General features: G+C 60.8%; 19 protein-coding genes. 11 read left to right on the plus strand and 8 right to left on the minus strand.

The genetic code is table 11. The features are described 5' to 3' along the window. Positions 1–25: 25 nt before the first annotated feature. Positions 26–757: a Crp/Fnr family transcriptional regulator gene (locus IVB24_RS31085; protein WP_247770273.1), complete on the plus strand. Its 732-nt coding sequence runs from the start codon at positions 26–28 to the stop codon at positions 755–757. 3 nt (positions 758–760) lie between these two features. Continuing rightward, complete coding sequence (locus IVB24_RS31090) at positions 761–988, plus strand: hypothetical protein (protein ID WP_247770275.1); 228 nt, start codon at positions 761–763, stop codon at positions 986–988. Positions 989–1,063: 75 nt separating this feature from the next. Here the strand turns inward: IVB24_RS31090 and IVB24_RS31095 are convergent, their stop codons facing one another. Next, positions 1,064–1,249 carry a hypothetical protein gene (locus IVB24_RS31095; RefSeq protein WP_247770276.1) on the minus strand — a complete coding sequence of 62 codons (186 nt, stop codon included), beginning with the start codon at positions 1,247–1,249 and terminating at the stop codon, positions 1,064–1,066. A gap of 292 nt (positions 1,250–1,541) precedes the next feature. On the opposite strand from IVB24_RS31095, the gene IVB24_RS31100 reads away from it, so the two are divergent. After that, the gene (locus tag IVB24_RS31100) at positions 1,542–1,892 is read left to right on the plus strand and encodes a hypothetical protein (RefSeq protein ID WP_247770277.1); all 351 of its coding nucleotides are present in this window, start codon (positions 1,542–1,544) and stop codon (positions 1,890–1,892) included. 55 nt (positions 1,893–1,947) lie between these two features. Here the strand turns inward: IVB24_RS31100 and IVB24_RS31105 are convergent, their stop codons facing one another. Then, positions 1,948–2,826 carry an NAD(P)/FAD-dependent oxidoreductase gene (locus IVB24_RS31105; RefSeq protein WP_247774208.1) on the minus strand — a complete coding sequence of 293 codons (879 nt, stop codon included), beginning with the start codon at positions 2,824–2,826 and terminating at the stop codon, positions 1,948–1,950. A gap of 165 nt (positions 2,827–2,991) precedes the next feature. Between IVB24_RS31105 and IVB24_RS31110 the strand changes: the two genes are divergently transcribed. Continuing rightward, positions 2,992–3,519, plus strand: coding sequence for a DUF1003 domain-containing protein (locus IVB24_RS31110; protein ID WP_247770278.1), 528 nt, complete (start codon positions 2,992–2,994; stop codon positions 3,517–3,519). A 29-nt stretch (positions 3,520–3,548) separates the two neighbouring features. Here IVB24_RS31110 and IVB24_RS31115 read toward each other — a convergent pair whose 3' ends face one another. Both IVB24_RS31115 and IVB24_RS31120 read right to left on the minus strand, forming a co-directional pair. Then, positions 3,549–3,749, minus strand: a complete 201-nt coding sequence (locus IVB24_RS31115) for a hypothetical protein (RefSeq protein ID WP_247770279.1) — start codon at positions 3,747–3,749, stop codon at positions 3,549–3,551. Between the two features lie 424 nt (positions 3,750–4,173). Continuing rightward, positions 4,174–4,503: a hypothetical protein gene (locus IVB24_RS31120; protein ID WP_247774286.1), complete on the minus strand. Its 330-nt coding sequence runs from the start codon at positions 4,501–4,503 to the stop codon at positions 4,174–4,176. Between the two features lie 62 nt (positions 4,504–4,565). Between IVB24_RS31120 and IVB24_RS31125 the strand changes: the two genes are divergently transcribed. Together IVB24_RS31125 and IVB24_RS31130 are read left to right on the plus strand one after the other, a co-directional pair. Further along, complete coding sequence (locus IVB24_RS31125; RefSeq protein ID WP_247770280.1) at positions 4,566–4,844, plus strand: hypothetical protein; 279 nt, start codon at positions 4,566–4,568, stop codon at positions 4,842–4,844. A gap of 125 nt (positions 4,845–4,969) precedes the next feature. Next, positions 4,970–5,152, plus strand: a complete 183-nt coding sequence (locus IVB24_RS31130) for a hypothetical protein (protein ID WP_247770281.1) — start codon at positions 4,970–4,972, stop codon at positions 5,150–5,152. Between the two features lie 70 nt (positions 5,153–5,222). Here the strand turns inward: IVB24_RS31130 and IVB24_RS31135 are convergent, their stop codons facing one another. Next, positions 5,223–5,720, minus strand: coding sequence for a ferritin-like domain-containing protein (locus tag IVB24_RS31135; protein WP_247770282.1), 498 nt, complete (start codon positions 5,718–5,720; stop codon positions 5,223–5,225). A 112-nt stretch (positions 5,721–5,832) separates the two neighbouring features. After that, entirely contained in the window at positions 5,833–6,000 is a 168-nt protein-coding gene (locus tag IVB24_RS31140; protein WP_247770283.1) for a hypothetical protein, read from the minus strand. Between the two features lie 238 nt (positions 6,001–6,238). Here IVB24_RS31140 and IVB24_RS31145 point away from each other — a divergent pair, with 238 nt between their 5' ends. Beyond that, positions 6,239–7,087, plus strand: a complete 849-nt coding sequence (locus tag IVB24_RS31145) for an MBL fold metallo-hydrolase (RefSeq protein WP_247770284.1) — start codon at positions 6,239–6,241, stop codon at positions 7,085–7,087. Positions 7,088–7,256: 169 nt separating this feature from the next. On the opposite strand, the gene IVB24_RS31150 is transcribed toward IVB24_RS31145, so the two are convergent. Continuing rightward, positions 7,257–7,454 carry a hypothetical protein gene (locus IVB24_RS31150; RefSeq protein WP_247770285.1) on the minus strand — a complete coding sequence of 66 codons (198 nt, stop codon included), beginning with the start codon at positions 7,452–7,454 and terminating at the stop codon, positions 7,257–7,259. A 316-nt stretch (positions 7,455–7,770) separates the two neighbouring features. On the opposite strand from IVB24_RS31150, the gene IVB24_RS31155 reads away from it, so the two are divergent. Both IVB24_RS31155 and IVB24_RS31160 read left to right on the plus strand, forming a co-directional pair. Further along, the gene (locus IVB24_RS31155) at positions 7,771–8,658 is read left to right on the plus strand and encodes a manganese catalase family protein (protein ID WP_247770286.1); all 888 of its coding nucleotides are present in this window, start codon (positions 7,771–7,773) and stop codon (positions 8,656–8,658) included. 521 nt (positions 8,659–9,179) lie between these two features. Next, positions 9,180–9,965 (plus strand): Crp/Fnr family transcriptional regulator, encoded by a 786-nt coding sequence (locus IVB24_RS31160; RefSeq protein WP_247770287.1) that lies wholly within the window; start codon positions 9,180–9,182, stop codon positions 9,963–9,965. On the opposite strand, the gene IVB24_RS31165 is transcribed toward IVB24_RS31160, so the two are convergent. Next, a complete protein-coding gene (locus tag IVB24_RS31165; protein WP_247770288.1) occupies positions 9,962–10,483 on the minus strand; it encodes a hypothetical protein in 522 nt (173 codons plus the stop codon). The two genes, IVB24_RS31160 and IVB24_RS31165, sit on opposite strands and share 4 nt — an antisense overlap. A 326-nt stretch (positions 10,484–10,809) precedes the next feature. Between IVB24_RS31165 and IVB24_RS31170 the strand changes: the two genes are divergently transcribed. Both IVB24_RS31170 and IVB24_RS31175 read left to right on the plus strand, forming a co-directional pair. Beyond that, positions 10,810–13,956, plus strand: a complete 3,147-nt coding sequence (locus tag IVB24_RS31170) for a CheR family methyltransferase (protein WP_247770289.1) — start codon at positions 10,810–10,812, stop codon at positions 13,954–13,956. A gap of 427 nt (positions 13,957–14,383) precedes the next feature. Further along, complete coding sequence (locus IVB24_RS31175; protein ID WP_247770290.1) at positions 14,384–15,166, plus strand: Crp/Fnr family transcriptional regulator; 783 nt, start codon at positions 14,384–14,386, stop codon at positions 15,164–15,166. Position 15,167: the final 1 nt, after the last annotated feature.

A 15,167-nucleotide genomic window follows, 5' to 3' on the forward strand; every position in this document is an offset into this window, starting at 1 on the left:
GGCGTTTCCCGACCGGGAGAGAGAGATGACAAAAGCAGAGATCACAGGACCTTTCTTGAAACGGTTGAGGGTCAGCACCGAGATCGACGAGGAGGATGAGCGTGCGATCAGCAGCCTCCCGATCGTCAGCAAGCGGATGGCCAACGGCGAGCCGATCGCATCCATCGGGGACCGCCCTACCGCCTGCTGCCTGGTGATCGACGGATTCGTTCTGCGGTCGAAGATTGTCGGCAACGGGCAGCGCCAAGTCCTGTCATTTCACCAGCCGGGTGACGTTCCCGATCTGCAGAGTCTGTTCCTTCACGTCATGGATCACGACGTCACCGCACTCGGTAATTGCATGCTCGGCTTCATTCCCCACGGCCCACTGCGAGAGCTCCTAAAGCGTCGGCCCAGCGTCGCCCAAGCCCTCTGGCGCGACACCCTCACAGACGCCGCGATCTTCCGCGAGTGGATCTGCAATATCGGGCAGCGGGATGCAACCAGCCGGGTTGCACATCTCGTGCTCGAATTGTACGCGAGGCTAAAGGCGATCGGACGTACCGACGGCCTTTCCTTCAGCTTTCCGGCTACTCAAGCGCTGTTCGCCGACGCCGCAGGGACGAGCGTGGTACATATGAATCGTGTGGTTCAGGAATTGCGCATCCAAGGTCTTCTGGATTTCGACAGGGGACGCATTTCCATACTGGATGAAGCCAGATTAAGGAAAACGGCCGACTTCGACGCACTCTATCTTCATCTGAACCCCTCGCTCTGAGCCATGCGCTATTATTTCGACATTCAAGACGACTTTGTTGCCGTGTCAGACAGCGAGGGGACCGAATATGGCAGCCTCGAAGTTGCAACAAGAGAAGCTATCGTGGCTGTGACGTCGATCGCCCGGGACGTGTTCACATCCAAGGGGGCACAGGTGACGTTGACCGTGAGGAGCGAAGACAGGCCCTTGTTTGAAATGACCGTCAGGCTGGATCGCAAGGAGTTGGACTAACGCTGCCATGCGGTTCGGAACGACGGCCATCGAGGACAATACGATGGGCTCTTCGCCGGTCGGGACAGCGGCAATCTATTCCGAATCGACTTTCAGCTGCCGCTCAATATCGGCTGCGGTGTCCGCACAACGAAGTCGCCTGAGCATCGCTTCCTTCTCTTTCCCATCCGGAGCGACGTCGGCCTCCTTACGAACCTTCTCTGAAAACTCCGCGATGCGCTCTTGGAGCGAGGTCGTTTGCTTGAAGCGTCGTCTTTGCATTGTATTCGGATCCCGGCAGAGTTGTTCCAACGGCTATTCGCTGCGAGCCTAGAGAGATCAGACGAGCTGCTCATTCACAAAGGTTAACTCTCCGCACGCACGGATTGTGAACCACTTACCCCACATCCTTGGCAATCGCGCCGCGCGCGCAGCCATCGCAAAGAAATCTAGTTGCACCGGAAATGTCCGGCTCCTTGTCCGTTGATTTGTGACGAAGCGACCAACCAAGGAGATGGTCATGCGTACATCGATTTTCGCGGTACTCATTCTTGCCGGCGTTGCCGGACCGACCATGGCTCAGCAGACCGGGCCGGCCTCGAATCTTCAGAATGAAGCGGACAAGGGCATCAAGACCGAGAATTCGGGTGCATCCGGCTATGTCGGCGAACAAGAAAAATCCGGCTCTGCCGTTCATCCGCCCGGCGCGCCCCATCGTACGGACATGTCGGGTGCGACAACGACAGCCCCCAGCGCCCAGAACTCGGGAGCTGGCATCAGCGGCGCGCCCGGCAACAAGAATGGGCCTGCCACCGAAAAGGGAACCGTTGGCTCGACCTCTCAGAACCTCTCGACGCAGGAACAGGATTCGGCGAACGTCAAGGGCCTGCCCGGCAACAAGAGCGGACCTCCTGCCAAGCGGTAAGCTGCTCGCCGCGGGGGCCGCAAGGACCGGCCTTCGCACGGCCGCGGCGAGAAGCCTAGCGACGGCGCGCGGGCAGGATCTTGTGGATATGCGTGGCGGCGATGGCGGCATGGCCGGTGCCGACAGTGATCTGGTGAAGGTCTGAGACAACGTCGCCGGCCGCGAAGACGCCGGCAACGGTCGTGCATTGATGCTCGTCGACCTCAAGGCAATCGGTCTCGCTGGTCGCAGCTCCAAGCTTTACAGCGAGATCCGATCTGACCTCGCAGCCTAAGGCTGGATAAAGCACGTCGAAGCTTTTCTCACCTTCATCCGTCGTGGCCAGTATCTCCTGGTCATGGAACTTGAGTTCGCCGATCCCCGTCGCTACGTCGAAACCGGCGCCGACCAGATCTTTCGGATCATCCGGCCCTGAACTGCACTGCCAGAGTAGCGTCACGTCCTTGGAGTAGTTGCGCAAGAACTTCGCCTTGCTGATCGCGGCATCGCTTCTGCCCAAGACCGCGATGCGTCGACCGACAGCTTCGAAGGCATGGCAAACGGGGCAGTAGCGCACGACCCCCCTGCTGACGGCCTCGTCGAGACCATCGATCTGCGGTGCGACGTCCACGATGCCAGTCGCCAGCAATACGGTGCGGGCCGTAACCTCGCCGTCGCGATTGGTTGCAACGAAGCCCTCGCGGGTCTTATCGAGGCTGGTGATCCAGGCCCCCAAGATGGGCACTCGGTAGAACGCGACCTGTCGGGCCAACCGGTCAAGCAGTTCGACACCCGAAATTCCCGTGGGGAAACCCGGATAGTTATGGCTTTTCGGGACCAGCGCGGCTCGGCTGTGGCCGGCATCATACACGACGACCGATCTCCGATACCGTGCGAGATAAATGGCGGCCGTAAGACCTGCGGGCCCTCCACCGATAACAAGACAATCAAGCATGGTCACTCTCGATCCCTCGCGGGGATAAGCGTGGCGCCTCAATAGAGGTCCATAGTCGTGAAACGTCGGCCCTTGAGATCGCGCTGCCGGACTCGTGGGCGAGCGGCGTCTTTCCATGCCTAATCTTCACAAGGAACATCGCAGCAGTGACTAGGTTGGCGCCGCATGCGGAACGACCTGACCTACAAGACGCCACTGCCCGAAGGAATGAGCCCTGTTCTCAAGCGGAATATTCAGGCGCTCGTCGAGCGACGTCGTCGAGAGCAGGCCGAAGCAACTGCTCAACAGAAGCTAGCCGACTCGATCACCGCCTTTGCGGGCAGCATGAGGTTTGTCCACCTCCATCTCGCGGCGTTCGGTTTCTGGATCGTCGCAAACTTGGGCTGGATACCGTGGGTGACGGCGTGGGACCCGACTTTCGTTGTGCTCGGCATGATTGCGTCCGTCGAAGCCATTTTTCTTTCGACGTTCGTGCTGATCTCGCAGAACCGGATGGCCGCAGAGACCGGCAAGAGGGCTGACCTTGATCTGCAGATCAGTCTCCTGACTGAGCACGAGCTTACCAAGGTTGCGGACGTGCTCGCACGCCACCTGCAAATTGAGTCCAGGTCACAGGCAGATCTCGACGAGGCGTCCCGCAGCATCGCTCCAGAGCGCGTACTGGTCAAGATCGAGGAAATGAACCTGCGATGAGGCGGAGCGGTCGCTCCTCAAGGCCGGTGTCACCTCCACATGGTCGGGGCTCCCACCAGCGCCTGTTGGCCGACCAACTTCAGACCTTCGGCGGAGGTCTCGCCCTTACTGGCGCTTTCGAGAAGCTTCGATGCCACATGGATCCGCGCACCGGGCTCGTCATGAGAGACGGCGGCGCAGACCTCATCGGATATTTTCCGCACCAGGGCGGTCGTTTCGGCATCAAGCATGGCGCTCCCCAATCCGCGGTGGGGAACATTGCACAAAAGCGGCGGCACGCGCATTCGCACATGTTAAACTCACGGCGGAGTCCAGTTGGGCTGGACGCTGTCAGGACCCGCCTGCCACGACCCAACGTCTGATGCCTGGAGCAACCCGTGAAACACGACGCCGCGGAAAGATCCTCCGACTCCGAGGCCGAGGAGTATTCCTACGACGTCGAACGCCGGACGTCCTAGCTGCGTTCACGGTCATCATGCGTATGATGTTGATCGCGCTCACCCCCGCCGCCGGAGATCTGCGATTTCCGGCTGCTGGTCGAGCTTCCCGGCACCGGGGTCTCATGCTCCCGGCCGCCCTTCTCGGGATGCTTCCGATCCTGCCGCGACGAACCCGGCCCGCCAAATCGCTCTGTTTCCGACTTTTTATGCGGCATCATCGATCCTGCTGATACCCTTGGTTGGTCGTGTTCTGTTTGATGTTGCCATGACGGCCCTGCGTGTCGAAATTCTCCCGGCCGGGAACTCTTTCGTCCACCTCGGTCTTGGGATCCGAGCCGGGACCCTTGTTACTTCGCTGCTCGGTCGGCACCGGAGGCATTTTGGACATGGATCGCTCCTCAAGTTGATGGGTCTCATGGAAATAGAGCGAACCAAGAGTCGTTCCCGGGCCGAAGATCAAAATGCCAAGGCCGATCGAGCCCGTTAGGAACCAACGATTCAGCCTGATGTTGCTCGACAGACCCCGCACAAGGCCTTCTGTCATGACCAGAAAACTATCTCGGTCGGCCTCCGACCGGCGCTGACAACAGCGCGCCGGCGACGGGCGTGGGCACCGGCGTTGCGACACAGCGGGAAGCCGTCAGCGAGGCGGCAAAGACGGATCCTGCGGCCACCGAGGATTCGACCGGCAGCCGGGCCCGCGCAATCAAGCAAAGCATTCAACCAGCGAACCTGAGCGACCAGCAACGCCAACAGCTCCGCTCGATCATCTCTTCGGCGAACGGCCCAACCATGGATCGGCCGAATTTCGAGATGATGGTCGGCACCTCGGTGCCCCGCCAGACGCAGTCGCGGACCTGCCGCCGGAAGCTACGCAGCTGCTGAACGGGTTCTGGGGCGATCAATATCTCATTGCCGGAAACGATCTCATCATCGTCGACCAGCACTCCCGCAGGGTGGCGGGAATCATCGCCGGTGTGCGGTGAGGCACCGAAAATCGGGAGCAACGAATGGGAAAGACGACTGAAGAGGATCCGCGCGAAACCCCGCTTGACGATCCCCGACAGCAGACCGATTCCCCGACACACAGGCAGACCGATAAGCCTTGGAAAGACAACCCCGAGAAGGACCAGATCAATCCAGAGCGTCATCCCATCGATCTGGAACGCTGGCAGAAATCCAATACGCACTAGACTCTCCCGAAACGAACGAGCCCCGCGCCGAGGGTAGCGGCGCGGGGCTTTCTATCGTCTTTGGACGGGGTCAGGCGGCTTGGCGCTGATGCTCGAGGTACTCCTTGGTGACCTTCTCGACATTGGAGTCGATCCAGGCCGCCATACGTTGCTCCTCTTTCAGCGAGGTCTCGAGGTCCGCCTTGGCGTCGGCAACACCCGCGGAGTCACAGAGTGCCAGAAGAGATTTGTAAGCGGCGATCTCGAAATTCTCGAATGCATTATTGGCGAACGTGTTCTTGAGAATCTCGTCACCGGCGGTGGCATGCGCCATCGCCTGCATATTGGCGAGGACGGACTGGGCGGTGTCCTTGAGCGTCGATGTGCTCTCGCCGCAAGCGTCCAGACATCGTTCGAGCCGCTTCAGCTGTTCATTGGTCTCCTGCAAGTGAGCCGCCAGCTTCGCCTTGACCTCCGGATACTCGTCAAGTCGTTCGGACTGGCGCTCCATCAACTCTCGCGCCTGAATTTCCATGGCATGAGCATTGCGTAAGCCCACTATGAACGTGTCTCTTGCTGCGTTTGTCATCCTGGCTGATCCTTGTTGATTGAACGTCCCCCGCCAACTTATCGCTCGCAGCAACGTTCCTAACCGCTTCCGTGACATCAAAACGCGGGTGGAATTCGCCGCAGTCGGTCTGTCACTTCGGGTGCCCCTGATCCACATCGCCTGGCGTCTTCTTTTCTCGCTGGGGTGTCATCCTGGTCGGGGATTGCTTGCCGGGAATGCCGCGCGGCCCAAGTTGCTCGCGCTGGATGTCGTCTTCCGAGAACGACGGCTCGCGTCCGTTGATTGGCTTTTCATTCATGGGATCTCCTATTCCATTGGCGACGACTTCCGACCGGTCCTCGTCAGAACGATAACGCGCTTGACGGTCCTCACATTCACGCACGTTAAGTTCGCCACGTGCAGGTGCACAGGCGCATCTTGACGTTTGCGCCGCCCTAACCTGGGTTAACCAACGGCCAAACAGCTTCGGTTTTCAGGAACACAGCCCATGAAGGCGCTGTTCACCCGGATGCACCGCAGGTGCAGGAGAAACCGACATGACGCAAATACCACTCTCTTCCGGGGCCTCCGCCGAGCGCCCGCAAGCCGACCTCGACCGCAACGACAACACCCGTGAGATCGTTTCGGACGTGGCATACCGGCAGCTGGCAATCGTCAACATCGTCTTCGTCGGGATCGAGAAGGCCGGTGACGGGAATTGGGTTCTGGTCGATGCCGGAATTCCCGGCTCGGCCCCGGCAATCCGGAGTGCCGCCCGGGCGAGGTTTGGGGCATACGGCAGGCCGGCATGCATTGTGATGACGCACGCGCATTTCGATCACGTGGGCGCACTCGAAACCCTGGCGAATGAATGGGATGTGCCGGTCTATGCCCATCCCGCCGAGCATCCTTATCTCGACGGCACGCGGTCCTATCCGCCAGCCGATCCCAGCGTTGGTGGCGGGCTGCCCGCCCGCCTCTCACCGCTGTTTCCAACCAAGCCGGTCAACGTCGCCTCGAGGCTGTACGATCTTCCCTCGGATCGCAGCGTGCCCTTCCTTCCGGAATGGAGATGGATTCACACGCCCGGCCATACCCCCGGCCATGTGTCACTCTGGCGCGAACGCGACCAAGTCCTGATTGCCGGCGATGCATTCATCACGACGCGCCAGGAATCGGCTTACGCAGCGTCGACGCAGACGCCGGAGATGCACGGACCTCCGATGTATTTCACCCCGGATCGGGAACGTGCCGAGACCTCGGTGCGCGCACTTGCCGCACTCTCCCCGGAGGTGGTCGTGACGGGGCACGGGGCGGCCATGAGAGGCCCGGAAATGCGGGCGGCGCTCACATCTCTTGCCGAGCGATTTGCAACCGTCGCCGTCCCACCCATCCACAGGCGTTGATACGGCTGCAACGCCGATGCCGATGAGCGACAAACCAATTCATTCGCGGCATTTCATAGGAACGCTTGCAGGCAGACTCGATTGGACGACTACACTCGAAGCATGAAGGAGCAACAACATGCGTAAGACAATCTTCTCGATCGCCGTCGCGGCTCTGTTGGCCGCAACGTCAGTTGGTGAAGCGTTCGCGCAAGGCGCCGGTGGCGGCGCTGGCGGCGGTGCCGGTGGTGCCGGTGGCGGCGCCGGTGGAGCTGGCGGCGGAGCCGGTGCTGGAGCCGGTGCCGGCGGCAGCGGAGCCGGTGCAGGGGGCAGCGGGGCTGGTGCCGGCGCAGGCGGAGCTGGTGCAGGGGGCGGCGGTATCACACACGTCGAACGCGGCGGCCAGGGTGCCTCCAGTCCGCCTGGCATGCGCAACGAGTCAACTCCGCCTTCAAACGGAGTCGTGCCTCGGCGCTAACGGTTTGCCGGTCGCGCAAGGTTGAAGGGCCGTCGCTTCAATATGCGCGGGGCAAGAGCGGCCTCGGCGGACTCCTCTCTGCCGCCGGGGCCGCATCTGTTTTTCATTCCACATCTTCCGGGAAGTGCGTCAGTCTCGAACGCCTCTAAATGATTGCGCGAAAGATTAGGAACGCAGCTTCCGGGCGCTCATTGCGGATTTGCGGCAAAAACAAAAGGAGCTGCGCATGTACTACTTCGACAAGCGACTGCAATATCCCGTCAAGATCGAGAAACCGGATCCGATCTTCGCTCGCCAGCTGCAACAAGCGATCGGCGGTGTCGAGGGAGAGATCAGGGTTTGCCTGCAATATTTCTTTCAGGCTTGGGGCGCTCGCGGACCGGCGAAATATCGCGACGTCCTTCTCAACACGGCGACAGAAGAAATCAGCCATATCGAGATGCTGGCCACCGCCGTTGCACTGAACCTGGAGGATGCGCCCGTGACGACACAGGAGACCACGATGCAAGCCAATCCCGTGGTCGGCGCGGTGATGAACGGCGGCGAGCGGCCGCGCCATGTGATCGAAGGCATGCTACATCGGCACATTCTCTCGACCGGCTTGTCCGCATTTCCTGCCAATTGCGACGGCGTGCCGTTCGACTGTTCGCACATCTATGCGAGCGGCAATCTGGCGGCCGACATGTACTGCAACGTCGCGGCCGAATCCACCGGCCGTACGCTTGCCGTGCGGCTTTACAACTCCACCAGCGACCCGGGCATGCAGGATATGCTGAGCTATCTCATTGCCCGGGACACCATGCACCAGCAGCAATGGCTCGCGGTGATCGAGGAGATGGGCGCCGATGCCGCGCTTCCGATTCCGAACAGCTTCGATCGTAGCAAGGAAGCGACGGAGTTCAGCTACATGTTCATGGGCACCGAACGCGACGCAGCCTCAATCCAGCCGGGCCGCTATTGCGAGGGACCCTCGATCGACGGTCAGGGCCAATTCAGCTTCCGCGCCGGATTTGAACCTCTGGGCCAGGAGCCTGTCCTCGGACCCGCCCGGCCGGACAGCGGCGCACAGGTCGAGCAGATGAAAGAGCCGCCGGTGACGAATGCTCTGACGTGAGGTCTATGAGAGCAAGCCTTTCCCTCTGATCCACCGGCAACTTTACCCGGTGACCCTGCTCCCGCGGCCGGCCGCGTCAACGCGGCCGCCGCGGTCCCCACCCATGCGGTCGGCGCCGTGGGAAGATCTGCCTGAGTCGCTCCAGCGCCCTTGGTCGAGGCTGCAGGAGTGGGCCTGCGGGGAACCTCGCCGAGCGCATCGATCAATCCTTTGATTTCACGAGACAACCGGCCGCGATGGGTCTGAAGCCATGCCGGCTCCAACGTGGCTCCCGCTTCGGTTGAGCCACGTTCGATTTCAGTTGAAACATCACGGAACTGGAAAAAGGGGTATTGCGTTTTAGCGCCTAGAGGGCTCCGGCAATGCTACACCGCCTTACACTCCAAAGCCGTTCCTACGGAGAGCTTCGACAGCTTGCCTCCGAGCGGCGGACCCTTGCCACCTCCAAGAACGGACACCTCAGGAGCCTGCTTCTGAACGAAGCAGCGCTGCTGGACTTCTATGCCACGCTGCGAGCCTGGATGGATCGCACCGCAGCACTGCCGCCCGAAGCAGCAGCCGCGGCACTGTCACCCCAATCGTCAGCATTCGACTTGGCTCCCCTGTTGGCGACTTTGAGCCGTCGAATGGGATTGTCGGTCGTGGACCAGCAGGCCCTGCTCTCGATTGCGCAGCTGCGAAATCTCGCGAAGGGCGAACTCATCGTCGAAGAAGGCAGCGAGTCTGTGCCGCTGCTCTTGCTGTGCAGTGGGGTGGCGCGTGCCACCCGCACCCTGGAAGGCGGCGGTCAGCAGATCGTGTCCGTGTGTCTGCCCGGCGATCCGCTCAATCCGGGAGACTTCGTTCTGGGTCGGGCCGGAATTTCGATCAGCACATTTTCGCCGGCTCTGGTCTTGTCCATTCCAGCCGCCGAACTGCATCCGCTCCTGGAACTGCGGCCGGCAATCGTACGCGGGTTATGGCGCGCGACGGCATGGCGGGCGTCGGTTCAAAAGGAGTGGTTGATCTGGCTGGGCCGCAAGCCGGCGGAGGCGCGTCTCGCTCATCTCCTGTGTGAGATCGCCTGTCGTTCAGGCAGCAGCCGTAGGGAATCCGATGATTTCGAATTCCCCCTGACCCAGCGCGAGCTTGGCGACATCCTTGGACTGTCGACCGTTCACGTCAACAGGGTCTTGCAGCAACTCCGTAGCAGCAAGCTGGTTGATCTTAGCCGGGGCCGCCTCATCATCCGTGACCGGGCAGGCCTTTACCAGGCTGCGGAATTCGACCCGGCTTATCTCGCAATGCCTGACGGGACGCGCGGCTAGCGCGCAGCCCTGGTCAGCCGTTCCAGACTTGCGCGGATGGCGCTCGACGTCGTCCGCATCTTTCTCAGTTCCTCGCCGATTTCGGCCTTGAGGCGTTTGCCGCGGACCAGTTGCTGGTTGCAGGACTCAATGAGCTGATTGCAGCTCTGCTGATTGCAAAGATCCTGCGCCGAAGGCAGCCGCGGCGGCTTCGGGCGCAAAACGTCCGAAAACGGCACCTGCATCAGGGAGTGTCGTTCGGCATCCAGGATTTCCACCGAGTCGAGATTGGGATCGCAGCGCACACGGAGCTTCTCAAAAGACATTTCCAGAGCGGAGCGGCACGCGTCGAGATAGGCTTCTTCCAGCGAGGGGAACTCCGTCCCGATATCGTCCGCCTCGATGGTCCTCCCCGAGGTGAAGTCGAAAAAGAAACGTGGCATCAGGCCGTCCTTTTCTGCGAGACCTCGATTCGGCCATAACGCGTTGATCGGATCGTTGTGCCTCGAACCTCGAACTATTTGTTCGTCGAGCCTCAATTGTCAGGACCGCGATATGAGCCATAAAGGCCGGTCAAGAGTGCTGTGTCCGACACCGTTCTTGACACTCGTCTGTTTGGTGCGAGGGTAGCATGGATTTGTCAGCCCTGCGGAGGTCGAATGCCCAACAATCACATTTTAGCGGTGTCCTCTGCAGGCGAATTTGGTTCGGTCCGGTTCGGGAGGTTCGAAGTCAGAACGGCGTCTCGTATGCTCGCGGAAGCGACGTCACGATCACGGCTTGCATCCGAATTCGTTTCTGCGGGGCAAGGACTCTCCCGCGCCGGAACGAACGGCTCGGCGACGACGTCGTGGAGCGCACAGCCATGACTCCGCCGGAAGCCTTTCCGATCATCTGTATCGGCGCATCTGCGGGCGGAATCGAAGCGCTGGAGGGGTTCTTTCGCGGCCTGCCTGCAGAGCCAGGACTTGCGTTGGTCATCGTGACCCATCTCAGCCCGGAGCGAGAAAGCGTTCTGCATGAAATCGTCGCCCGTTACACGGCTCTGCCGGTGCACGTGGCTGCGGACGCGATCCGCGTCCAGAATAACCACGTCTACGTCATGCCGGCCAAAGCGATTTTGGGTATCAAAGACCGCCGGCTAACGCTGCGAAAGAGCGGCAGCTACCGTCAGCATAAGCCGATCGATATTTTCATGAGCGCGCTGGCTGTGGATATCGGCGAGCTCGCGGGCGGCGTCATCCTCTCCGGCGGAGACGGGGACGGCACGCTCGGCGTCAAGGCGATCAAGGAGCGTGGCGGGATCACGTTCGCGCAGGTCGGCGATGGCTTCGGCCCACAACATCCGGACATGCCGGAGGCCGCAATTTCCTCGGGCCTGATCGACTTCGCGATCCCAGTGGAGGATATGGGTCGCAAGCTGGTCGAGTTCGTCCGTGCCAACGACCTGCTCAAGCAGATCATCGACGACACGCCGGAAAGCTCCGAGGAGCCGACGATCGGAGCATCGCTGCCCGAGATCTACACGATCTTGAGGAACCAGACCGGACACGACTTCAGCGGCTACAAGACCAAGACGTTCGTCCGTCGCATCCAGCGCCGCATGCAGGTTACCCAGCTCGCAACCATCGAGGCCTATGTCGAGCGGCTGCGGCAGGAACCGCCGGAAGTAGGCGCCCTGTTCCGGGATCTGCTCATCAACGTCACGAACTTCTTCCGCGACGAGGATGCCTTCGAGGCGCTCGCAGCCTCAGTCATTCCCAGGATATTCGAAGGACTGGGCGCCGATGCCACGGTCCGAATCTGGGTTCCCGGCTGCGCTACCGGAGAGGAGGTCTTCTCGATCGCAATTCTGGCGCGCGAGCATATGGACACGTTGACGGCCGCACCAAGGGTGCAGATCTTTGCCACGGACATCGACGAACGGGCGCTCTCGGTGGCACGAGCCGCCCGCTACCCGGGCCCGCTGCTCGACACCGTGTCGCCCGAGCGCCGCAAGCGGTTCTTCGTATCGGACGGCGTCAGCTATGTCGTCTCCAAGGATGTTCGCGACCTCTGCATTTTTTCGCCCCACAGCGTCATTCGTGACCCGCCATTTTCGCGCATCGATCTGGTGTCCTGCCGCAACCTGCTGATCTATTTCGGCGCTGATGTGCAAAATCAGGTGATCCCGACATTCCATTATGCGCTGCGTCCGGACGGCTATCTTTTCCTCGGCACGGCAGAGAATGCCAGCCAGTTCGCGGATCTGTTTGCGCCGATCGAGAAGCGGCACCGGATTTTCCGCCGCCGCTCCGATGCCAGCGCGCCGAAACGGCTTCCCATTGCTCTGCATGGCGCCCAGCCGGGTCCGGCCACGAACCTCAGCCCACGGCGCCAGCCGCTCGTTGGCCTTGCCTTGCGCCAAGCCGTCGAGGAGCACGTCGTCGAGCAATTTGCTCCGCCACACGTCGTCGTCAATCGCGATGGCGATGTCGTCTACTACTCGAGTCGGACCGGAAAATACCTGGAAGCGCCTGCCGGCGCCCCGACGCGGCAGCTTCTGACGATGGCACGGAAAGGCCTCAGGCTCGATCTGCGAACGCTATTCCGGGAAGCGATCGAGACCGGACGAATGGCCACGCGCAATGGCGTATCACTCGACACCGAGGACGGCGAGATTCAGCGGGTCAATTTGACAATCGGGCCACTGGACGATGTTGGCAGCGGCGAGCCGCTATTGCTGGTGCTTTTCGCCGACCAGGGCCCCGTGCTCAGCCGCGAGGAGGCTCTCAACCGGGCCCAGATTGGTCATGGCGACCCGGCTGCGCACCTGGAGCGCGAACTGCGCGAGACCCGGGATCGCCTGCAATCCATGATCGAGGAGTACGAGACCGCGCTCGAGGAATTGAAGTCCTCCAATGAAGAGCTCGTCTCCGTCAACGAAGAGATGCAGTCGACCAACGAGGAGCTGGAGGCTTCCAAGGAAGAGTTGCAGTCGGTCAACGAGGAGCTTCACACGGTCAATGCCGAGCTTCACGGCAAGGTCGACGCGCTGGATCGGGCCAACAGCGACCTGCAAAATTTGTTCGAAAGCACGGATGTCGCAACCATTTTCCTGGACAGGAAGCTGGTCATTAGAAGCTTTACTCCTGCGGTCACGAAGGTGTTCAACATCCTTCCGACGGACAAAGGACGGCCGATCACGGATCTTTCGAGCCGACTGAACCTGACCGGCTTTTCGGACGATATCGCCAAGGTGTTCGCGGGTGCGGATCCGATCGAGAGAAGGGTCGGCGGCGAGGGACAGGATCCGCACTATCTGGTGCGGCTAGCGCCCTACCGCGACGGTGATCGGAAAATCCGGGGTGTCGTCGTGACCTTCATCGACGTGACGAGCCTGACTCATTCGGAAGCCAGGCAGCGCGTTCTCATTGCGGAGCTACAGCACCGGACTCGCAATTTGCTTTCGATTGTCCAGGCGCTTGCTCAACAAACGCTCGGAAACGGCGGGTCCTTGCAGGAATTCTCGACGCGGTTAGCGGCCCTCGGCCGCGTCCAGAGCCTCGTCACCAAGGCGAGCGACGATCAGCTCGATCTCGGCGACATCATCCGCTCGGAACTGCAAGCGGTTGGAGCCGCTGACGACAAGGTGTCGGTTTCCGGGCCTGCGGTTCCGTTGGGATTCGAACTCGTCCAGATGATCGGACTTGCTCTGCACGAGCTGACAACGAACGCAGTCAAGCATGGCGCTCTCAAGGACGGCCAAGGCCGTCTCGATGTCTCCTGGCGTGTTCAACGCAACGGCCGGAGCGCTCCAAATCTGCTGCTGACCTGGAAGGAAAGCGGAGTTCCCAAAATGCCTAAGCCATCGCAAAAGGGATTTGGACGTAACTTGATCGAACGGGCGCTTGCACACACGTCGGGGGCAAAGAGCGAGTTTCGGTTCGGCCAGGATGGAATTTCATGCCAGATCCAATTGCCTATACCGAGGGCAATTGATGTCGTCGCGAACCAGGAAGCAGGCGAGTGACACAACAAGCCGTCATGCTTCTCGGGGCCGCTCCGCCAGCAGCGCGCGGGGTTATGTGATCAACATCCAAAAGATCGCCGCGAGCATCACCAGAAAGCCGGCGACTGCAGTACCGATGAAGATGCGTTCCACGTAGTCCATGCCACCTACCCCAATTCCAGGCGGAGAGCTTTGACTACTTGGGCTGAGGAAACATCAATGTATGTGAATCGACGCTTCATTTTGGATCAGCGGAGACGAAATGCGCTTCGTATGTCGTTGAGGGTGCCCAAGCTGCGACGCCCGTTGTGTCGAACTGATCGTCCAATCCTGCACCAGCGATAGCTGCACCACAGAGAGCGCTGCCCGCGGCAGAACTTATCAAACGTTAATGCATGTTTCGTCGCCGTCCGCCAAATGGGAGAGGACAAAGTGTAATGGACTCGCGATGCAAGCAGGATTTGCCTTCTCCAAGCTCGCAGACCGGTTGGCGAGCCTGACCGATCTGACCGCCCAGGATCTTGAGTTGCTGGCGGACATGCCGAGTGCCATCGCCAATATCGAAGCTCACCAGCCGGTTTTGCGGCGCCATGACGAGACAGACCGTTGCTGCATCGTGCTTCAAGGTTACCTCTCCAGGTACGTCGCCGAAGGCCAGCATGGACAAATTACCTCCATACATGTTCCCGGCGACGTTCCCGATCTGCACACGCTCTATCAACCGCATGCCAAAGGCAATCTTGTCGCGCTCGGATCTGCCGTCGTTGCGTTGGTGCCTCATAGCTTCTTCAACGAGCTCTCGGCTAGATCTACGGCAATGTCTCGCGCGCTGCTCCTCATGAAGCTCATGGATCTCGCGATCCAGCGCGACTGGACATTAAACCTCGGCAGCCGCGATGCTCTCGCGCGTGTCGCCCATCTGATCTGCGAAATCACCGCGCGTGTTCAAGCGGTGGGGCTTGCAAGGGACCTCAACCTCCCATCGCCGTTCACGCAATCCGACTTGGCTGCCGCGTGCGGCATTTCTCCGGTGCACGCAAATCGCACCATTCAGGAATTGCGCCGTCGCGGCCTGTTGCGATGGCGCGGAAAAATCATCACGATCGTGGACTGGCCGGGCCTGGTCCGCCTCGCGGGCTTCGATCCGGCCTATCTGCGGACCGGGCCTCTCGTCCACAGAGCGCGGCCGCCGCAGTGCCAGCCGGTATCGACAGGCGTGGCGATCGCGTGAC

The organism is Bradyrhizobium sp. 192 (genome assembly GCF_023100965.1).
Lineage (GTDB): Bacteria > Pseudomonadota > Alphaproteobacteria > Rhizobiales > Xanthobacteraceae > Bradyrhizobium > Bradyrhizobium symbiodeficiens.

Excerpts from the sequence above, each read along its gene's own strand:
- IVB24_RS31115 (WP_247770279.1), bottom strand. The coding sequence starts at position 3,749 with ATGCTTGATGCCGAAACGACCGCCCTGGTGCGGAAAATATCCGATGAG.
- IVB24_RS31160 (WP_247770287.1), top strand. The coding sequence starts at position 9,180 with ATGGATCGCACCGCAGCACTGCCGCCCGAAGCAGCAGCCGCGGCACTG.
- IVB24_RS31145 (WP_247770284.1), top strand. The coding sequence starts at position 6,239 with ATGACGCAAATACCACTCTCTTCCGGGGCCTCCGCCGAGCGCCCGCAA.
- IVB24_RS31090 (WP_247770275.1), top strand. The coding sequence starts at position 761 with ATGCGCTATTATTTCGACATTCAAGACGACTTTGTTGCCGTGTCAGAC.
- IVB24_RS31105 (WP_247774208.1), bottom strand. The coding sequence starts at position 2,826 with ATGCTTGATTGTCTTGTTATCGGTGGAGGGCCCGCAGGTCTTACGGCC.
- IVB24_RS31155 (WP_247770286.1), top strand. The coding sequence starts at position 7,771 with ATGTACTACTTCGACAAGCGACTGCAATATCCCGTCAAGATCGAGAAA.
- IVB24_RS31130 (WP_247770281.1), top strand. The coding sequence starts at position 4,970 with ATGGGAAAGACGACTGAAGAGGATCCGCGCGAAACCCCGCTTGACGAT.
- IVB24_RS31140 (WP_247770283.1), bottom strand. The coding sequence starts at position 6,000 with ATGAATGAAAAGCCAATCAACGGACGCGAGCCGTCGTTCTCGGAAGAC.
- IVB24_RS31100 (WP_247770277.1), top strand. The coding sequence starts at position 1,542 with ATGGCTCAGCAGACCGGGCCGGCCTCGAATCTTCAGAATGAAGCGGAC.
- IVB24_RS31085 (WP_247770273.1), top strand. The coding sequence starts at position 26 with ATGACAAAAGCAGAGATCACAGGACCTTTCTTGAAACGGTTGAGGGTC.
- IVB24_RS31095 (WP_247770276.1), bottom strand. The coding sequence starts at position 1,249 with ATGCAAAGACGACGCTTCAAGCAAACGACCTCGCTCCAAGAGCGCATC.
- IVB24_RS31120 (WP_247774286.1), bottom strand. The coding sequence starts at position 4,503 with ATGACAGAAGGCCTTGTGCGGGGTCTGTCGAGCAACATCAGGCTGAAT.
- IVB24_RS31175 (WP_247770290.1), top strand. The coding sequence starts at position 14,384 with ATGCAAGCAGGATTTGCCTTCTCCAAGCTCGCAGACCGGTTGGCGAGC.
- IVB24_RS31135 (WP_247770282.1), bottom strand. The coding sequence starts at position 5,720 with ATGACAAACGCAGCAAGAGACACGTTCATAGTGGGCTTACGCAATGCT.
- IVB24_RS31170 (WP_247770289.1), top strand. The coding sequence starts at position 10,810 with ATGACTCCGCCGGAAGCCTTTCCGATCATCTGTATCGGCGCATCTGCG.
- IVB24_RS31110 (WP_247770278.1), top strand. The coding sequence starts at position 2,992 with ATGCGGAACGACCTGACCTACAAGACGCCACTGCCCGAAGGAATGAGC.